The sequence below is a fragment of the Brevibacterium paucivorans genome (assembly GCF_016907735.1).
Lineage (GTDB): Bacteria > Actinomycetota > Actinomycetes > Actinomycetales > Brevibacteriaceae > Brevibacterium > Brevibacterium paucivorans.
Genome location: NZ_JAFBCP010000001.1, coordinates 1,215,478 through 1,231,886, shown reverse-complemented (window position 1 = coordinate 1,231,886; position 16,409 = coordinate 1,215,478). Strand labels below are relative to the sequence as shown.

Here is a 16,409-nt window from a genome sequence, read left to right as displayed (position 1 = left end):
GCCACTACCGAACCTCGAAGGGCACCACAACAATCGGCTCCGTGTATGAATCAACTCGAGCCGCGACCTGCAAACTCCACTTCCCGGATGCGGGAACCTGCATACTAGCTTCATAATGACCCGCGTCCGGGTCCCAGTGGGCTTCTTCGTTTAGCGGGCCGAGGTTCTGTTCAGGTAGTCGTAGCGTCACGGTGACATCGTCGCTGGTAATCGGCTTTCCCTCATACTCCAATATGAACGTCATGGTGTTCGTTCCAACAGCTGCAGGTTTCACGTCGCCGGCAATCCGCAACCCCTGTGATTCCGCCTCAAAACGTGCCTCCTGAGAAACCTCAGAACCACCCGCCGAACCTGCTTTCGAACCACTGTCGACAAAGGGGTTTGCATTACTCAGGAACCCGGTAACTAACAGCACCGCAACCAGCACGGCGGCTTCCAAAGCAACTACACGCCGCAACGCACTCCAGCGCAACGGAACCGTAGGCTCCTTGATGACGCGAGGCAAAAGCCGAAAACGATTCCAGCCTGCCAACAGCACGACAACAGCCACGAGCCCCAACTTAAGCACCAAAAGTCGGCCATAACTCGAAGACACCAGCGCAACCAGGTCGTCAGCGATAAGCAAAACCATGACCACACCAGTCAGAGCAACGCCCACAACACAGGCGAGCGCCCACCCCGAAAACCTGCGCACCACCTCGGCCGTAAATTCCGGTGTGCACGTTGCCGGCACGGTGGGCGAAACTTTGGGTTCCCCCGCCGAGGTGGCACCGGGTTGGTTCCGAGCCCCCAGTTGCGTACGAGTCATCATGAACACGAGCCCCACGAGACCGCCACACCACACTGCTCCCGCTACGAGGTGAGCGACATCCGAAGTCATCATCGCCCACAGAGGTTTCTGAGTCTGACTGTGACCGGTAAGAACAGGCGTCATGAGTGCCCCCACCGCGCAGATCAGCGCGAAAACTCGCCAGATGACGTTACTCGAACGCACAGCAGAGAGTGCGGTGAAGACTACCGCTCCCAACCCAGCGACAAACACCACTCCGGTAGACACCCACTGCTGCACAGGAACAAATGGCACCCAACGATCCAGGGGAAGGAACAACGGGGTGTCCGCTCCCAGCGCGGTGTTCACAAGATCAGTTCCGGCAACATTGGCGCCTGACACGGGCAACAGGAGAGCCGCGGAAGCTAACGCGCAACCGTAGGCGTAGCGAAGCACCTTAGTCACCGGCGGAACATGGACTCGAGCAATGAGGACCTCGAAAAACACAAGCCCAGCAAGCACGAGCAGGCCAAGATAGTGCACTCCAGTTAAGAGTGAAGCAACCACAGTGTTGACGCTGTCATTGGGATCACCACCAGAAGGGTGGGGACTCGGGTGCTCACCGTGCCCCACCTCGAAGGTCACCGATCCACCCACTGGGTGCCCATCAGCAGAAATGATGCGATAGGTCAGCGAGTACCCACCGTCCGGCAAGTCCTCAGGCAAGTCAACGGTGACCGTGGAGTCAACGGCGTGAGCCGTCATGACTGTGGAGTTACCGTCGCTGGAAAACAAACGCGTCGCACCTTCAACTGCCTGTACGGGCTCGTTGAACGTCAAGCGAACCTGCGATGGAGCAGCCTCCAAGCTGGAACCATCGGCTGGATCCGTGGACAACAACTGTGCGTGAGCAAAGCTTGGCGCCGCTCCCAGCCACATAAAAAGCGTGCCGAGTAACACCACAGCCAGCGCCCGCGACACTGAAAGCCGCACTTCCACGCGAGACATCTGTTTTCCAGCGACGGTTCTCATCATGCTTTCTTACGGCCCCGCAGAAGCGCCCAGACGCCGGTTGCCAAACCTAGGATGCCCACGATGAGCGAGGTCACCACTAGAGGCGTATTGTTTCCTTCCCCACTCTGGCTCGCTGGCTGAGCGTCTACCCACTTCTCATCAGAGCCATGCTCATGTCCGTGGTCGTGGCCGTCAGCGTGGTTGTGCCCATGAGCACCGTGTGCATGTCCGTGACCATCTTCAACGGCTTCAGTCACTTCAAGTTCCGGTGACGGGTTTTCAAGCTCGTGCGGGTCTTGCCCTTCAGCCGGTATCTGCACCCAAGCGGTTTCTCCCTTTTCACACTTCTGCACTGTCGGGAAGTACAGGGTTTTACCGGCTGCGTCCTCGGGCAACTTGGTCGACAGCTCAAAAACGTCACGCTGGTCTGCTGGCAATGGCGTCTTAGCCGTGTACACGACCTCGTCCACACGCTGGGTGATCTTGTTTCCGTGTCCATCGGTGATTGGCTCAGGAAGATCCTTCATCACCTTCTCTACCGAGTAGAAACCATTGCGCGTTGGGGTCACCATGTTGATGCCCTCTGGAATTTTGATAGAGACCTTCGTGGTTGCGGAACCGTCGCACCCGTGTGGCACGCTCACCTGCAAGACCGTGTACGAACCGGCAGCGGCATTGTCAGTTTTCACAGTCACATGAGCACTTGCAGGCATAGCACCCGCGATGGATAGAGCCGCGGCCGCAGCAGTGACACCTAAAGTGCGGGACAACAGTGACTTTTTATTAAGAGTTTTCTTGTGCATGTTTCTTGATCTTTCTGAAATTCGTGATGGGTTTGCTGTGGATCCCGAGGTGGAAATCGACGACGCAGAAGCACACGCACAACGCGTGCATACGAACTTTCTGCGCACGAACCGTCGCACGCAAACGAGTCCCGGTGCGGGCAGCGTCCTCGGGATGAATCACACACATCTCGCAGGAGGTCTTGTCTCCAGCGAGGGATAAGTATCTAGCGCACCTCGGGTGAGGTGGTTCTTGCTAGCGCACACCCATGGGTGGTCCACGCCACCACAGAAGAGAAATGGAGATTTGCGAAACCGGCGCGAGGTGCCGTGTCTCAGGAGGCCGAATCCGCGCGCTAAACAGCGGAATGAGCGGCCGGAAAGGTGACGGAAGTCCAAGCCCCACTTTGCGCGCGAGCCGAATGGCCAGCGTCCACAGGTGGATCAGGATCTGCTCACCCTTGTGAAGAAAAAGAATCGTAAACGCCGCACCCGCTAAGTGGGCGATCCACATGCTCGGACCAGCGTGCATGTGCGCTGCATGGTCCGCGACTCCAGACATGGATTCTGGCATGGACATTGCTCCATGCCCGTGATGATGGTGACCCATCGCCATGTTCGTGGGACCCGAAGAAGTTGAGCTTGGCGTGCCCAACATGAACAGGCAGTGGAACAACACTTGACTCGCGATAACGGACACGGACAGTCGCAACAACGGCAACATCCGGCCCGCCACCACAGTACACACGAAGATCGACAGAATGAGCGGAGCGACAATACCCAACCATCCAGGCACCTCGGCGCCACCCACCACGTGGGCAAACAGCGCAATAAACGTAGCAAAAACAGCGGCGATTACACCCCGCACCAAGCGGAACACTCGAGCCTGTTTTTGCATGGGACAAGTATGAACTCTCGCACAGTTCCCCACCAAACTGAGACCCTGACGGGCAATTAGTCACACGCGAGCGCGAACTGCGTTACGCATACGGCACCAATAGGGCCGAGGTGGCCGCTAGGTGGACCGGCGCTCCCAAAGGTAGTCGGCACTGTCTTCTGTAAGGATCCACTCGGTAGGGGTGCCGAGGTGGTTGACACGCGGCGTGAACCAATAGGTTTCGTCTGGCCCCCACCCAGCGATCACTGTCGCTGTGTCAGCATCAACAGGGATCGCTGTCCCCGCAACCGCAAGGTACGCAGCGACCTGGAGGTGTACTGCATCGTAATGCTCAGCGACCTTTGACCAGTCTGGGACCACCCACTTTCCGGTTCGCCCGGTGGTCAGATACCAGTCATGACGCTTTTGTGCCGTTTGCTCAAACGGGAACCGCCTGCACAGTTCAGCCCACGCCTCTGCCGAATCGATCTCATACACGCGGAGTCCCTCAGGAACTTCCAGCCGTAGGGTTTCTGCGGTCTCCCACCCCATACTGTCCTCTACCAGCCACAATCCCACCGGGCTCGTATCGAACATCTCCCGAGTCGACGACGGGAGTTCCCGTGGAGGCGTAGACCACCAAATCCCGCTCCACGATGCTGTTGGATCCGTGGGGCGCTCGCGGGCAGCCAACTTCTCCTCGTCTCCGTCTTTTGCCCGCGCTTTGCGCAACACGCGCAACGGGTCTGCCGGAACCCTGCGAAGTTCACCGTCCCACTGCACAGTGCATTGTGAGGACTCCTCCACTGGAGTGGTCCACCAGTCTGTGTGCGTCGAAGCTGCAAGGTGTTCGGCGACCCGGCGCAGTCCGGCCCGCATGGGGTCGGTCGCAGCCAGAACATCGTCACCTTGGGGCTCCTGCCAATATGCCGCCATCTCCACCGCCGGCAACAGGCTCGACAGCAAAGACCTCGGCGTCACCTCTGCCAAAACCACGCCCTCTAAACGTGCGGCAGTCTCCTCCGGCGTCACCACCGTTTTTCTTATCTCCTCGGCACCTGGACCCATCAGCGCGCCTGAAGTCGATCCACTGCGCAAATCGAGGTGATAGGACGCGATGAACACCGCCAAGCTGAGTGAATCGTCTCGCTCATCCTTGCCCTCGATCCGTTCCGAGGCGAGCGCGTATTCCAGTAACAGCCGCCGACCGCGTGGGCCGCTTAACAACGCATCCGCCAAGCGGTGCTGGCGATCCTGTTCATGCATGAAACAAGTATGAACAGGGACACAGTTTCCTCAAAACTGGGCACGCGCTCAGCCCACTTCTCGATTTCGGCACTCTTGCTGAGGCAGTGAGTGGTTTCGCGTTCATGACCGGTCAACGTGACGGCCCGCCAGCACAGTACACAAGAAGATCGACAGAATGAGCGGAGCGACAATACCCAACCATCCAGGCATGGGGGCGCCACCCACTACGTGTGCAAACAGTGCGGTGAATGTAGCAAAAACAGCGGCGATCACACCCCGCACCAAGCGGGCCGAGGTGGCTGATACGTGGTGTTATCCAAGGCCTCGTGTAGACCCCAGCCGTCGATCACTGTGCTGTTTCAGTATCAACCAGGTTCATTATCCCGACTGTCACTTCGCATACACTAGGGTTGTAACTACGCCTCGACGAACATTATGATTCGTCTATACATATTGTTTGCGTTTCTTTCACGCAGTTTTGGAAAAGAAGGTTCGGAATGCGGAAACAAATCGGAACAGTTCTGGTGGCCATCTGCGCCATCCTGGCACTCACACTCACCGGCTGTGGCAACGCCAAGAATGGAGCGAAAGCATCGAACGGCGGGAAGCCAACGGTGCTTACAACCTTCACCGTGCTACAGGACATAGCGCAGAACATTGCGGGTGACCATCTGCAGGTCGAGTCGATCACTAAGGCAGGTGCGGAGATCCACGACTACGAACCGACACCCGGTGATGTGCGGAAGGCTTCACAGGCCAGCCTCATCCTCGACAACGGACTTGGCCTCGAACGTTGGTTCGAACAGTTCGTTGAAGAAGCAAAGGTGCCCCACGCAGTTGTCTCTGAAGGCGTGGAACTGATGAACATTAGCGAGGACGCCTACGCGGGCAAGCCAAACCCACACGCCTGGATGAGTCCAAAAAACGTCCAGCTTTATGTGGACAATATGGTGAAGGCCTTCAGCGAGCTTGACCCTGAGCACGCTGACGACTTTGCCAGCAACGCCAAGGAATACAAGAAGTCCCTGCAGGGAATCCATGACGAGCTCACGCACGAACTCGCTGACGTTCCCAAAGAGAAGCGTGCTCTTGTGACATGCGAGGGAGCGTTTTCCTACCTGGCCCGCGATGCAGGTCTGACCGAAAAGTACTTGTGGCCGGTCAACGCGGAAGAAGAGGGAACTCCAAAACAGGTGGCGAGCGCCGTTGAGTTCGTTAAAAAGAACTCCGTTCCAGCAGTGTTCTGTGAATCGACCGTCTCGCTCAAACCCATGCAGCAAGTTGTCGACGCGACCCCAGCAAAGTTCGGAGGAACGCTGTACGTCGATTCGCTGTCCGAGGCTGACGGCCCTGTTCCCACCTACCTGGATCTCATGCGTCACGACGTCCGCACCATTGCCGCTGGGCTTACGGGGAAGAATTCATGACCACCGCAATTGAAACCTCACAATTAACTGTCGATTACGGCAGCGTTCGTGCTCTTGAAAACGCGTCGATGACAGTCGCTGCCGGCAAAGTCACGGGGCTCATCGGCATGAACGGTTCGGGAAAATCGACGCTCTTCAAAGCACTCACCGGGATGGTCCAGCCGACCTCCGGAACGATCCTGCTCGATGGTCAAACACCAGCACGGGCCCGCCGCAAGGGGCTCCTCGGGTACGTTCCTCAGAGCGAAGATGTCGATTGGTCCTTCCCCCTCTCCGTCGCCGAGGTCGTTATGATGGGTCGCTATGGTCGCCTCGGACTCACACGCCGGCCGCGAGCAGCTGACCGTGAAGCCGTCACCGAAGCGCTCAACCGGGTTGACCTCGAACCTTTCGCCAAGAGGCAAATTGGGCAGCTTTCCGGTGGCCAGCGAAAGCGCGCGTTCTTGGCTCGTGGTCTGGCCCAAGGCGCAGACATTGTGCTTCTTGACGAACCGTTCGCAGGGGTCGACAAGCGCTCTGAAGCAACAATCGTGCGGCTGCTCCGGGAGTTCGCAGCCACAGGCGGAACGGTGTTGGTCTCCACGCACGACCTCCACTCCTTACCTGGTCTTGCTGACGAGGCGATCCTGCTCAAGCGCACGGTTCTGTATTCGGGTTCTGTCGCCGAGGTGCTCTCACCTCAGCGGCTCACCGAGGCTTTTGGGCTCAATCCCCTGGGCAAGGGTTCGTGGGACGGTCAGGTGGTAGCATGACGATCTACGATCTGCTGTTGGTGCCGCTTTCCTACGAATTCATGAGTCGCGCTCTTGTGGCTACTGTTATTGCTTCAGTGGTGTGTGCGCTCCTTTCATGCTGGTTAGTGCTCATTGGGTGGTCGCTCATGGGGGACGCGGTGTCGCACGCGGTGCTACCAGGCGTTGTTCTGGCCTATATTTTAGGTCTTCCTTTCGCCCTGGGAGCAGTTGTCTTCGCGTTTATCACCGTTGGTCTCATAGGTGCAGTCAGGTTTAACACCCGGATCAAAGAGGACACGGCCATAGGCATCGTGTTCACGACGCTTTTCGCAGGTGGACTTGTGCTCATTTCAGTGACGCCCAGCCAAACCCACCTCGGTCACATTGTGTTCGGCAACATTCTGGGTATCTCTACCAGTGATCTCGTACAGATTGGTGTGCTTGCGGCAGTTGCTTTAGCCATCCTTGTCATCAAACGGCGTGATCTCACTCTCTTCGCCTTCGATCCGACTCACGCGCGTGTCATTGGTATCTCTCCCCGGCGCCTGGGAGCTCTCCTGCTCGGCGTCCTCGCGCTGACAACCGTCATTGCCCTTCAGATTGTGGGGGTCGTGCTCGTCGTGGCAATGCTCATCATCCCCGGTGCAACGGCTCGTCTAGTGACCGAAAAGTTCAGCAGAATGCTGGTCATTGCCCCGACGCTGTCGGCAGGCTGTTCAATTGCGGGCATCTACCTGAGCTACTGGTTTGACGCCTCGCCCGGTGGCCTTATCGTCCTCACTCAGGGTTGCGTGTTCACATGTGCTTATTTATGCGCACCACGGCACGGACTCATCGCGAACTGGCGCCGAAGTCGGCTAAGTGCTCGCGCTACCCAGTCGACGACCAAACCTCAGCTGGCCGCAAGCGATACGTAAAGCACATCGGTAGCCGAGCGACCCAGCGGTACGGTCTTGGCACCTCGGCGGGCAGGAGTCACCAGCAACGCGTCAGAAAAAGGACCACCCTCGGCGACTGCAAGACGCACGCCTACACAGATTTCCTGCTCGGAAAAATACTGCAGAAGGGCGGGGTCACTGTCGGAGATTCGCTCAACTATAACGTCTTTCCCCGGGCCGACCTCGGACAATGTTTGAGCATCAGGGACATCGAGCTTACCCTCTTTGGACGGGATCGGGTCACCGTGAGGGTCTCGTGTTGGGTGATCGAGAAGTGCATCAATGCGGTCGATGAGGAAGTCCGAAACGGCGTGTTCGAGGCTTTCAGCCTCGTCATGTACCTGGTCCCAGGTATAGCCCAGCGTTTCAACAAGGAAAGTCTCAATGAGCCGGTGCCGGCGGATCATCGCAAGCGCATACTTGCGACCAGACTCCGTTAGTTCAACAGATCCGTAGGGTGCGTGGGTCAGCAAACCTTGACTGGCCAGACGCCGAACAGCATCGGAAACCGATGAAAGTTTTAGGCCAATGCGTTCGGAGATCCGTGTAGGTGTAACGGGCTCCGAACTCCATTCCGTCAAACCCCAGATTACCTTTAGGTAATTCTGGGCACTCGTGGACAGCTCAGAGACAGACATACCTCCAGGTTACCGTCAGAACGCACGGAGCGAGCTACGCACACGCGATGGTCTCGAAAAGCGCGCTGATGATACCGACGTATCACAGTGGGACGGGACGCCATGGCCACCCATTTTCATAAGTTTGTTAATTAGTAACTTACAGTACATCTCTTCAACAACATAGAAGTTCGCCGTGGCGTATTATTTTTTTGCGGGCTATCGATCTCGGTGGCATTACCTGAAGTATTTGGCCCCTTCGGTCCACAGCTCGTACACATGACAAAGCATTCGACTCCAGGAGTACTCGTGCAATTACCTGTCTACCGGTCTGTGCTCGCCGGGATCGCCGCGCTCGCTGTGGCCATGGGACCGACCGCCGCTCACGCAGCTAGCGTTCCATCGCCTACAGCAGCTGCCGATTCAGCTACCCCGTCAGCTGACGTTGTATCGCTGGACCTGTACAACCTTACGGACGTGCATGGTCATATCGAACAAAAGACGGACGACGACGGCAACATCGTCGAGGCTGGCGCAGCATCTATGAAGTGCTATCTTGATCGCGCCCGCACCACCAACCCCAACTCGACCTTCACTTTGCTTGGGGACAACATCGGTGCCTCCACCTTCACCTCGGGCATCCTCCACGACAACCCCACAGTCGACGCGCTCAGCGCCCTCAACCCTGCCGCCTCGACAATTGGAAACCACGAACTGGACGACGGCCAGGACGTATTCCGTGCGCGAACAAAGGGCGCAACCGTCAACGGTGTGTCATACAGCAAGTTTGGGTTTCCCTATTTAGCCGCCAACGTCAGCGGATCGCTTGATGACGTGCTCGGTGACCACAAAATCGTTACCACCGCTGCTGGCGTCCGCGTTGCTTTCATTGGTGGAATCGCACAAGACGTGCCATACAAGCTGTCCCCGGGCACAACCGCTGGCATGAAGTTCGCCGACCCAGCAGAAGTGACAAACAAGCAGGCGCAGGAACTGAAGGAATCTGGAAAAGCGGATGTCGTTGTCGCCATGATCGATGACGATGCGGCAAACACCTACCCTAAGATGGGCAAGTACGTCGATGCCCTCATGGGCGGTGACACGCACGTGCCGTACAAGTTTGAGAACGTCAAGGGTTCACAGGGCAATACCCTGGTAGCCACGGCCTCCGGTTCATACATGGACAATCTGTCCAAAGTATCTGTTCAGTTTGATACCAAAACCAAGAAGGTCCTGTCGTCTGATGTCGAACTGATTCCTGCTGCGAAGGTAGCCGAGTGTGGCGAGGACGCAAGCGTCGCGCAAATGGTTGCGACCGCTAAGAAGAAGGCAGACAAAGAAGGCGAAAAGCCCGTTGCCCAAGGGTACAAGCAAGGCTTTGCGCGTGGAGTTTTCGCCGCGAACGACAAAGAAAACCCCGTCCCGGGTTCAAACCGCGGAATCGAATCCACCCTGGGTGACATGGTCGCCGACTCGATGAAAGACACCGTACTCACCAAGGACGGCTCCAAGGTCGACATTGGGATTATCAATGCTGGTGGTTTGCGAGAAGATCTGCGTCCGCGCAAAGACGGCTCAATCAGCTACCGTCAGGTATTCGACGTGGCTCCATTTGGCAACGAATTGGGGTACGTCACTGTGAGTGGCGCCGATTTCAAGAAGGCACTCGAGCAGCAATGGAAGACGGATCTCAATTCGCAGAACTCGCGACCACTTCTCAAGCTGGGTCTCTCTTCCAATGTGCGATACACCTACGACCCTAGTGCCAAGTACGGTGAGCGGATTACCTCCGTGTACGTCAATGACGAGCCATTGGACCTTAAACGCAAGTACACGATCGGCTCTGTCACGTTCCTGCTTGAAGGTGGAGACTCGTTTGACGCTCTCACCGCAGGCAAGAACCTTGTGAACATGGGTAACCTGGACCGTGACCAGCTGGCGAAGTATCTGGGTGAAAAGGTGCGCGAACCGCGAGCCCAGAAGTCCTCTGTGGGAGTCACTGTCGGTGCTCCTAATAAACAGGGTGACATTCCAGTCGACATGCGCGGACTTTCCTTCTCAGAAGGTCCGGGCGTGACTAAAAAGGTCACGGTTACCATCGGTGACGTGGAGCGCACAGCGGACGTGAATAACTCGCTTGTCGAACCGAAGGCCAACACAACGGACTCGATCATCACCACTGACGGCGCCGGACAAGCTCAGGTGTCGTTCAAGAAGGAAGAGGTCTGTGGCACTCGCACAGGACGGCAAGATTTCTCTGTCGCCGTGGCTACCGACTTTGGCCCCTCGGTCTCACCTGACCAGCTCAAAACGGAGATCGACTGTGGCGCGGAAACGCAACCACGCCCCACCGATGATGGGGATTCCCGGGATGACGACAAAGACGGTTCAGACGCTGGCCCGTCAGAAACACCAGGTGACGAACCCTCCGATGATCAGTCCTCTGACGCTCCTGCTCACGCTGAAAAGGACAGCGGTGACATGCCACGCACAGGTGCCAACATCGTTCAAAGCGCTACCGTGGCTCTCATTCTGATCAGCATGGGTGTAGTCACCGTTGCTTGGACTCGCAGAACTCGCAAGTGACAGTACTCGAACGATGAAGCTAGGTCGTCAAGCATAGTTGTTCATCGTCTCGACGGCACTATCTCGGTTTCACCAGCGAGATTCGGTAGCTAGTTCTGGTTACGAGGCCGTCCGCTCTCTCTTGAGGAGTGGACGGCCTCCTTTATGCTTGTAATACGATTTCTGGAGGAAAATATGCGCAAAGTAATCGTGCTTAACAACGTCAGCTTGGACGGCGTAATGCAAGCCCCTGGACGTCCCGACGAAGATGAACGGAACGGCTTCGATCGTGGCGGATGGGCGCAAGAATACAACGATGACGTGAAGAGTGCGGCTATGGGTGCCGGCATGGCCAGTGGGGCCGAACTCCTGTTGGGCCGACGCACCTATGAAGACTTCTATTCTGCGTGGCACGGGCAAACTGGAAATCCCTTCACCCAAGTGCTTGATAACACACCCAAGTATGTCGCTTCTACCTCCGCTGAAGAGCCGTTGATCTGGGAGAATTCGACTCTGCTTAAGGGCGATGTGACTGAGGCCGTGGAGGAACTTAAGCAGCAAGACGGGCCAGATTTGCTCATCATGGGAAGCAACAAACTGGTTGAGTCGTTGCGCGCTAAACCCGGGGTTATCGATGAGTACCAGCTGATGATTCATCCACTGGTGCTCGGCAAGGGGTTGCGACAGTTCCCTGACGGAGCGGTTTCGGAGGATCTGGAGCTTGTTGGAGAGCCCACTATCACCACGACAGGTGTAATTATCGCGACCTACCGAGCCAAGAGCTGAGGCTTCGAAGACCAGGGCCGTGCAGAAGCTAGCGCAAAGTGAGCGAAACTGCGCAATATATTGCGCCGTAACGATCAGCTTGCGCCGTTGACACGTCCGACCCATACACACATTTTGAGCATTAACCCGCATTAACCCAAAAACTCACATACGAAACGCAAAAGCCCTGGTGGGATAACCCACCAGGGCTTTTGTTCTACGAGTGCTGTCTCACTAGCTTCTCGAGTGGAGGTAAGGGGACTCGAACCCCTAACCCTCTGCTTGCAAAGCAGATGCGCTACCAATTGCGCCATACCCCCAAGCGGTGAAATCTACTCTATACCGAGTCGGTGTAAGATTTCCACTCCTGGTGGCCACGCTGGCGTTGTGATCTTAGTCGCAACACACAACCCAGAAGGGCCGCTAACAGTGTGACCGGCAACCATTTCTTCACGTCGTTTCCTCCGATCGGATGTGGTTACGTGGGCCTACCTGGACTTGAACCAGGGACCTCTTCATTATCAGTGAAGCGCTCTAACCGCCTGAGCTATAGGCCCTGAACCGAAAATCTAATATACACACGTTTCAAGCACTTTGCAAAATACGTTCTCGCACCCCCAAAAACAACTCTCGCCCGGACACTGCACACAGCATCCGAGCGAGAGCTCACAAACTTAGCCAGCTTCAACCGCCGGCCAGGGCCACAGCCACACAATCAACCTCAGTCGTCGACCAGCGTCAAGCGGAATCCGCCCACCATCTTCGCACCGATGTTGTACAAGAACCCAAACAGCGTCGCTAGCGCCGTCATGAGCACCACGTTCACCACGGCCAGAATCACCGCAAAGCTCACAACCGGCCCAAACCCAAGCAGCTTCAGCATCTCTTCTGCCGACTCAGGACCCGCAATCTCACCCATGGTTCCACGGATGCTCTCCAGCGTTCCCGTCGCCTGCATCACCAGCCACAGAATAATGAACGCCACAATCGTCGCAATACCCAACGCCACCGACAGCAACAGCGCCATCTTCGACACCGACCACAGGTCAACGCTCGCAACCGTCAGGTTCACGCTCCGCGGCCCGGACTTCTTGTTGCCCTTCATCTTCACGCCGGCAGAACTTGCGCGCACGCCATCCTTGGACTTCTTCGCGCCGCTTGTCTGTGCAACGTTGGAGTGGTCCGGCCCGGACCCTGTCTGGTTTGCCGTCGCCGAGGTCGCAGCACCTGCCGTCGCAGACGCACCCGCGCCTGCCCCGGCTGCAGCACCCACACCACCGACCTGCGTTGGAGCGGACCCACGCTCAGCCTGCGAGGACGACTGCGATTCGCCACCTCGGTCACGGGACGTATCCGGCCCCGAACCCTGCTGGATTGGCACCTCGGAGCCACGTCCGGCGGCACCGCCACCGGTACCACCAGCGCCAGCTCCGGTCGCGCCGGCCCCACCGGTACCACCAGTACCGCCACTACCAGATCCGGCCGAGGTCGCAACCACCGGTGTCTTCCCGGCGTCTGACTTGGAACCACCCAAGCGCACACCTTGCGACGTGGAACGCACACCCGAGCTCTTTGGTTTGGAAGCGTCAGAGGTTTTCGCGTCAGAAACGTTTTGGGGGTTGCCTGATGCACCACCACTCGGCGCCTGGGCAGGTTTTGCTGGCTTCTCGGGCTGTGCCGCCCTTGCGGACTGACCGGCCTGCCCTACCGGACCAGTCTTCCCAGTTTGCCCCGCCTGCTTTGGCTTCTCAGCCTGCGCTGGCTTTGCTACCGGCTGCCCAGCCTGTCCAGGCTTCTCCGTCGGCTTCCCCACCTGGCCACGCTGACCAGCTTGCCCAGCCTGCGCCGGCTGCTGTGCCTGCGCCGGCTGAGCACTGCCAGCCACAGACGTTTCGCGCTTGTTTTCAGCAGCACCACTCTGCGACTGCCCAGTGTCAGACGACCCTGCCGTCAAGCGGGTCTTCCCTGCTGAGGTCCTGAGGATCCTTGGCTTGTTCTCGTTATCGCTCACTGGTGTCCATCACCTTCGTCTGCTGATTGGGTTTCCGCTGACTGGCCGTCTTGAGTTGCCTCTGACTGGTCCGAGTCTACTGACTGGCCATCATTCTCAGCGTCAGAAACCGTACCTTCTTCGACTTCATCCAGAATGTCTTCAGCTTCCGGTCCCCGAGTCACCGCAATAATACGGTCCTTCTTACCCGGCTTCGCAAACACGACTCCCATCGTGTTGCGTCCCTTCGCGGGAACCTCGTCGATCTTAGAACGCACGACCTTGCCCATTTCCATGACAACGAACACGTCGTCACCTTCAGACACGATCAGTCCGCCCACCAGATCTCCGCGCTGCTCAGTGATTTTAGCGACCTTGATTCCGAATCCGCCACGTCCCTGCAAACGGTATTCCTCAACCGGGGTGCGTTTTGCGAATCCGGCCTCCGTCACTACGAACACGTACGTGCCTGGGGTGAGGACGTCCATGGTGAGCAAGGTGTCGTCACCTTTGAACTTCATTCCGGTGACGCCCGAGGTGGCACGCCCCGTCGGCCTGATTGTCGAGTCGTCCGCGGCGAACCTGATCGACATACCTTTACGGGACACCAGAAGCAGGTGGTCGTCAGCGTCAACCAAGCGCGCTGAAACCAGTTCGTCTGGCTTTCCATCTGCCATTTCGCGCAGGTTGATCGCAATGACACCACCCGTACGGTTGGAGTCGTATTCGGACAACCGTGTCTTCTTCACCAGACCAGACTTCGTGGCAAGCATCAAGTACTGCGCCGCGTCATAGTCCGGGATCGACAGGACTTCCGCGATCTCTTCATCCGGCTGGAGCGCCAACAGGTTCGCAACGTGCTGACCCTTAGCGTCACGCATACCTTCTGGCAGCTCATAAGCTTTTGCCCGGTACACACGCCCTGTGTTGGTAAAGAACAACAACCAGTTGTGCGTCGACGTTACGAAGAACTGCTCCACCACATCGTCCCCACGCAGGCGGGCACCCGTGATGCCCTTACCACCTCGGTGTTGGGCCCGGTACAACGCAGACTGGGTGCGCTTTGCATACCCTCCACGAGTAATGGTGACGACAACTTCCTCTTCAGGGATGAGGTCCTCCATGGACACATCCCCGTCGAACCCAGCCAGAATCTTGGTACGGCGGTCGTCTCCGTAGCGCTGCACAATCGCGTCAAGCTCTTCCGACACGATCTCACGCTGACGCGCAGGCGTTTCCAGGATGTCGTTGTAGTCCTTGATCAGCTCTTCGATCTTCTGCGCTTCTTCTTCAATCTTGAGACGTTCAAGCGCTGCCAGACGACGCAACTGCAAGTCCAAAATCGCATTTGCCTGGATGTCGTCGACATCCAGCAGTTCCATCAGGCCGGTCCGCGCCTCATCTGAAGACGGCGAACGACGAATCAAAGCAATCACTTCGTCAAGAGCAGACAGAGCCTTGAGGTAACCGCGCAGAATGTGCGCGCGTTCTTCTGCCTTCTTCAAACGGAAGCGCGTACGACGCACAATCACGTCAATCTGGTGCTTCACCCACAGGCGCAAGAACGCGTCAATGGACAAGGTACGCGGCACGTTGTCCACCAGCGCCAGCATGTTCGCCGAGAAGTTTTCCTGCAGTTGCGTGTGCTTGTACAGGTTGTTCAGCACGACCTTGGCAACCGCATCGCGCTTCAGGACGATGACCAAGCGCTGGCCGGTACGTCCAGAGGACTCGTCACGCAGGTCAGCAATACCGGCCACCTTGCCGTCTTTGACATACGACGCGATCTTGTTGGCCAACGTATCCGGGTTCACCATGTACGGAAGTTCAGTCACCACCAGGCACGTGCGCCCCTGGATCTCTTCCACTTCCACAACTGCACGCTGTGTGATCGACCCACGACCAGTACGGTAAGCGTCTTCAATCCCCTTGCGCCCCAAAATGGTGGCGCCATTGGGGAAGTCTGGCCCCTTGATAATGCCCAGTAGCGCTTCAAGCGCCTCTTCGTTTGTGGCATCCGGGTGCGACAACAACCACTGAGCACCTGCTGCTACTTCCCGCAGATTGTGCGGCGGAATGTTCGTGGCCATACCCACCGCAATACCGGCCGAACCGTTGACCAACAGGTTAGGGAACCGCGCCGGCAAGTACACAGGCTCTTGGTTACGCCCGTCGTAGTTGTCCTGGAAGTCGACCGTGTCTTCTTCGATGTCACGCACCATCTCCAAGGACAGTGGCGCCATCTTGCATTCGGTGTAACGAGGAGCAGCCGCCCCGTCATTACCAGCCGAACCGAAGTTACCCTGCCCGTCAATGAGCGGGTAGCGCATGGCCCACGGCTGAACCAAACGCACCAATGCGTCGTAGATCGCGGAGTCACCGTGTGGGTGGTACTGACCCATCACGTCACCCACAACACGTGAGCACTTGGAGTAGTTGCGGTCAGGACGGTACCCACCGTCGTACATCGCATAGAGAACGCGACGGTGAACCGGCTTCAAACCGTCCCTGGCGTCGGGAAGCGCACGCCCCACAATCACACTCATTGCGTAGTCCAAGTAACTACGCTGCATTTCAAGGTTGAGGTCAACCTTTTCAACCCGTGAGGCCACTACACCTTGCGATTCTTCTGGTGTCTGGTCCTCACCGTGAGTTTCGTCGGCCACTTAAGCCCTCCTCGTGT

Annotated in this window: 13 protein-coding genes and 2 tRNA genes; 5 read left to right on the top strand and 10 right to left on the bottom strand. The window is 57.5% G+C overall.

Annotated features, from left to right (window positions below; genetic code table 11):
- Positions 1-4 precede the first annotated feature (4 nt).
- The 5 genes from JOE56_RS05780 to JOE56_RS05760 all read right to left on the bottom strand — a co-directional run bounded on the left by JOE56_RS05780 (position 5) and on the right by JOE56_RS05760 (position 4,963).
- A complete protein-coding gene (locus JOE56_RS05780; protein WP_102239398.1) occupies positions 5-1,804 on the bottom strand; it encodes a copper resistance protein CopC in 1,800 nt (599 codons plus the stop codon).
- A complete protein-coding gene (locus tag JOE56_RS05775; protein ID WP_102239399.1) occupies positions 1,801-2,586 on the bottom strand; it encodes a YcnI family copper-binding membrane protein in 786 nt (261 codons plus the stop codon). Before JOE56_RS05775 ends, JOE56_RS05780 begins: the two co-directional genes overlap by 4 nt.
- Positions 2,587-2,821: 235 nt before the next feature.
- Positions 2,822-3,463: a hypothetical protein gene (locus tag JOE56_RS05770; protein WP_102239401.1), complete on the bottom strand. Its 642-nt coding sequence runs from the start codon at positions 3,461-3,463 to the stop codon at positions 2,822-2,824.
- 117 nt (positions 3,464-3,580) lie between these two features.
- Positions 3,581-4,708: a hypothetical protein gene (locus JOE56_RS05765; RefSeq protein WP_204515223.1), complete on the bottom strand. Its 1,128-nt coding sequence runs from the start codon at positions 4,706-4,708 to the stop codon at positions 3,581-3,583.
- Positions 4,709-4,810: 102 nt separating this feature from the next.
- A complete protein-coding gene (locus tag JOE56_RS05760; protein ID WP_204515222.1) occupies positions 4,811-4,963 on the bottom strand; it encodes a hypothetical protein in 153 nt (50 codons plus the stop codon).
- A gap of 224 nt (positions 4,964-5,187) precedes the next feature.
- On the opposite strand from JOE56_RS05760, the gene JOE56_RS05755 reads away from it, so the two are divergent.
- From JOE56_RS05755 to JOE56_RS05745, 3 genes are read left to right on the top strand one after another with little or no spacing between them, the layout of a single operon-like run.
- On the top strand, positions 5,188-6,117 hold the full coding sequence (locus JOE56_RS05755) for a metal ABC transporter substrate-binding protein (protein WP_102239403.1): 930 nt from the start codon (positions 5,188-5,190) through the stop codon (positions 6,115-6,117).
- The gene (locus tag JOE56_RS05750) at positions 6,114-6,869 is read left to right on the top strand and encodes a metal ABC transporter ATP-binding protein (RefSeq protein ID WP_204515221.1); all 756 of its coding nucleotides are present in this window, start codon (positions 6,114-6,116) and stop codon (positions 6,867-6,869) included. Before JOE56_RS05755 ends, JOE56_RS05750 begins: the two co-directional genes overlap by 4 nt.
- Positions 6,866-7,768 carry a metal ABC transporter permease gene (locus JOE56_RS05745; protein ID WP_204515220.1) on the top strand — a complete coding sequence of 301 codons (903 nt, stop codon included), beginning with the start codon at positions 6,866-6,868 and terminating at the stop codon, positions 7,766-7,768. Before JOE56_RS05750 ends, JOE56_RS05745 begins: the two co-directional genes overlap by 4 nt.
- Here JOE56_RS05745 and JOE56_RS05740 read toward each other — a convergent pair.
- The gene (locus JOE56_RS05740; protein WP_204515219.1) at positions 7,744-8,427 is read right to left on the bottom strand and encodes a metal-dependent transcriptional regulator; all 684 of its coding nucleotides are present in this window, start codon (positions 8,425-8,427) and stop codon (positions 7,744-7,746) included. The genes JOE56_RS05745 and JOE56_RS05740 overlap by 25 nt on opposite strands.
- A 288-nt stretch (positions 8,428-8,715) precedes the next feature.
- Between JOE56_RS05740 and JOE56_RS05735 the strand changes: the two genes are divergently transcribed.
- A complete protein-coding gene (locus JOE56_RS05735; RefSeq protein ID WP_204515218.1) occupies positions 8,716-10,992 on the top strand; it encodes a 5'-nucleotidase C-terminal domain-containing protein in 2,277 nt (758 codons plus the stop codon).
- A gap of 174 nt (positions 10,993-11,166) precedes the next feature.
- Positions 11,167-11,757 (top strand): dihydrofolate reductase family protein, encoded by a 591-nt coding sequence (locus JOE56_RS05730; RefSeq protein WP_204515217.1) that lies wholly within the window; start codon positions 11,167-11,169, stop codon positions 11,755-11,757.
- A 226-nt stretch (positions 11,758-11,983) separates the two neighbouring features.
- Here JOE56_RS05730 and JOE56_RS05725 read toward each other — a convergent pair.
- The 4 genes from JOE56_RS05725 to gyrA all read right to left on the bottom strand — a co-directional run bounded on the left by JOE56_RS05725 (position 11,984) and on the right by gyrA (position 16,392).
- Positions 11,984-12,056, bottom strand: a tRNA-Ala gene (locus JOE56_RS05725).
- 163 nt (positions 12,057-12,219) lie between these two features.
- Positions 12,220-12,293, bottom strand: a tRNA-Ile gene (locus JOE56_RS05720).
- A 164-nt stretch (positions 12,294-12,457) separates the two neighbouring features.
- The gene (locus tag JOE56_RS11590; RefSeq protein WP_338028629.1) at positions 12,458-13,747 is read right to left on the bottom strand and encodes a DUF3566 domain-containing protein; all 1,290 of its coding nucleotides are present in this window, start codon (positions 13,745-13,747) and stop codon (positions 12,458-12,460) included.
- Positions 13,744-16,392, bottom strand: a complete 2,649-nt coding sequence (gyrA, locus tag JOE56_RS05710; RefSeq protein WP_204515216.1) for a DNA gyrase subunit A — start codon at positions 16,390-16,392, stop codon at positions 13,744-13,746. The genes JOE56_RS11590 and gyrA overlap by 4 nt, the downstream gene beginning before the upstream one ends.
- Positions 16,393-16,409: the final 17 nt, after the last annotated feature.

What these genes read in the sequence shown, in the direction of transcription:
- JOE56_RS05780 (WP_102239398.1), bottom strand. Translation starts at nt 1,804, where the DNA reads ATGATGAGAACCGTCGCTGGAAAACAGATGTCTCGCGTGGAAGTGCGG.
- JOE56_RS05775 (WP_102239399.1), bottom strand. Translation starts at nt 2,586, where the DNA reads ATGCACAAGAAAACTCTTAATAAAAAGTCACTGTTGTCCCGCACTTTA.
- JOE56_RS05770 (WP_102239401.1), bottom strand. Translation starts at nt 3,463, where the DNA reads ATGCAAAAACAGGCTCGAGTGTTCCGCTTGGTGCGGGGTGTAATCGCC.
- JOE56_RS05765 (WP_204515223.1), bottom strand. Translation starts at nt 4,708, where the DNA reads ATGCATGAACAGGATCGCCAGCACCGCTTGGCGGATGCGTTGTTAAGC.
- JOE56_RS05755 (WP_102239403.1), top strand. Translation starts at nt 5,188, where the DNA reads ATGCGGAAACAAATCGGAACAGTTCTGGTGGCCATCTGCGCCATCCTG.
- JOE56_RS05750 (WP_204515221.1), top strand. Translation starts at nt 6,114, where the DNA reads ATGACCACCGCAATTGAAACCTCACAATTAACTGTCGATTACGGCAGC.
- JOE56_RS05745 (WP_204515220.1), top strand. Translation starts at nt 6,866, where the DNA reads ATGACGATCTACGATCTGCTGTTGGTGCCGCTTTCCTACGAATTCATG.
- JOE56_RS05740 (WP_204515219.1), bottom strand. Translation starts at nt 8,427, where the DNA reads ATGTCTGTCTCTGAGCTGTCCACGAGTGCCCAGAATTACCTAAAGGTA.
- JOE56_RS05730 (WP_204515217.1), top strand. Translation starts at nt 11,167, where the DNA reads ATGCGCAAAGTAATCGTGCTTAACAACGTCAGCTTGGACGGCGTAATG.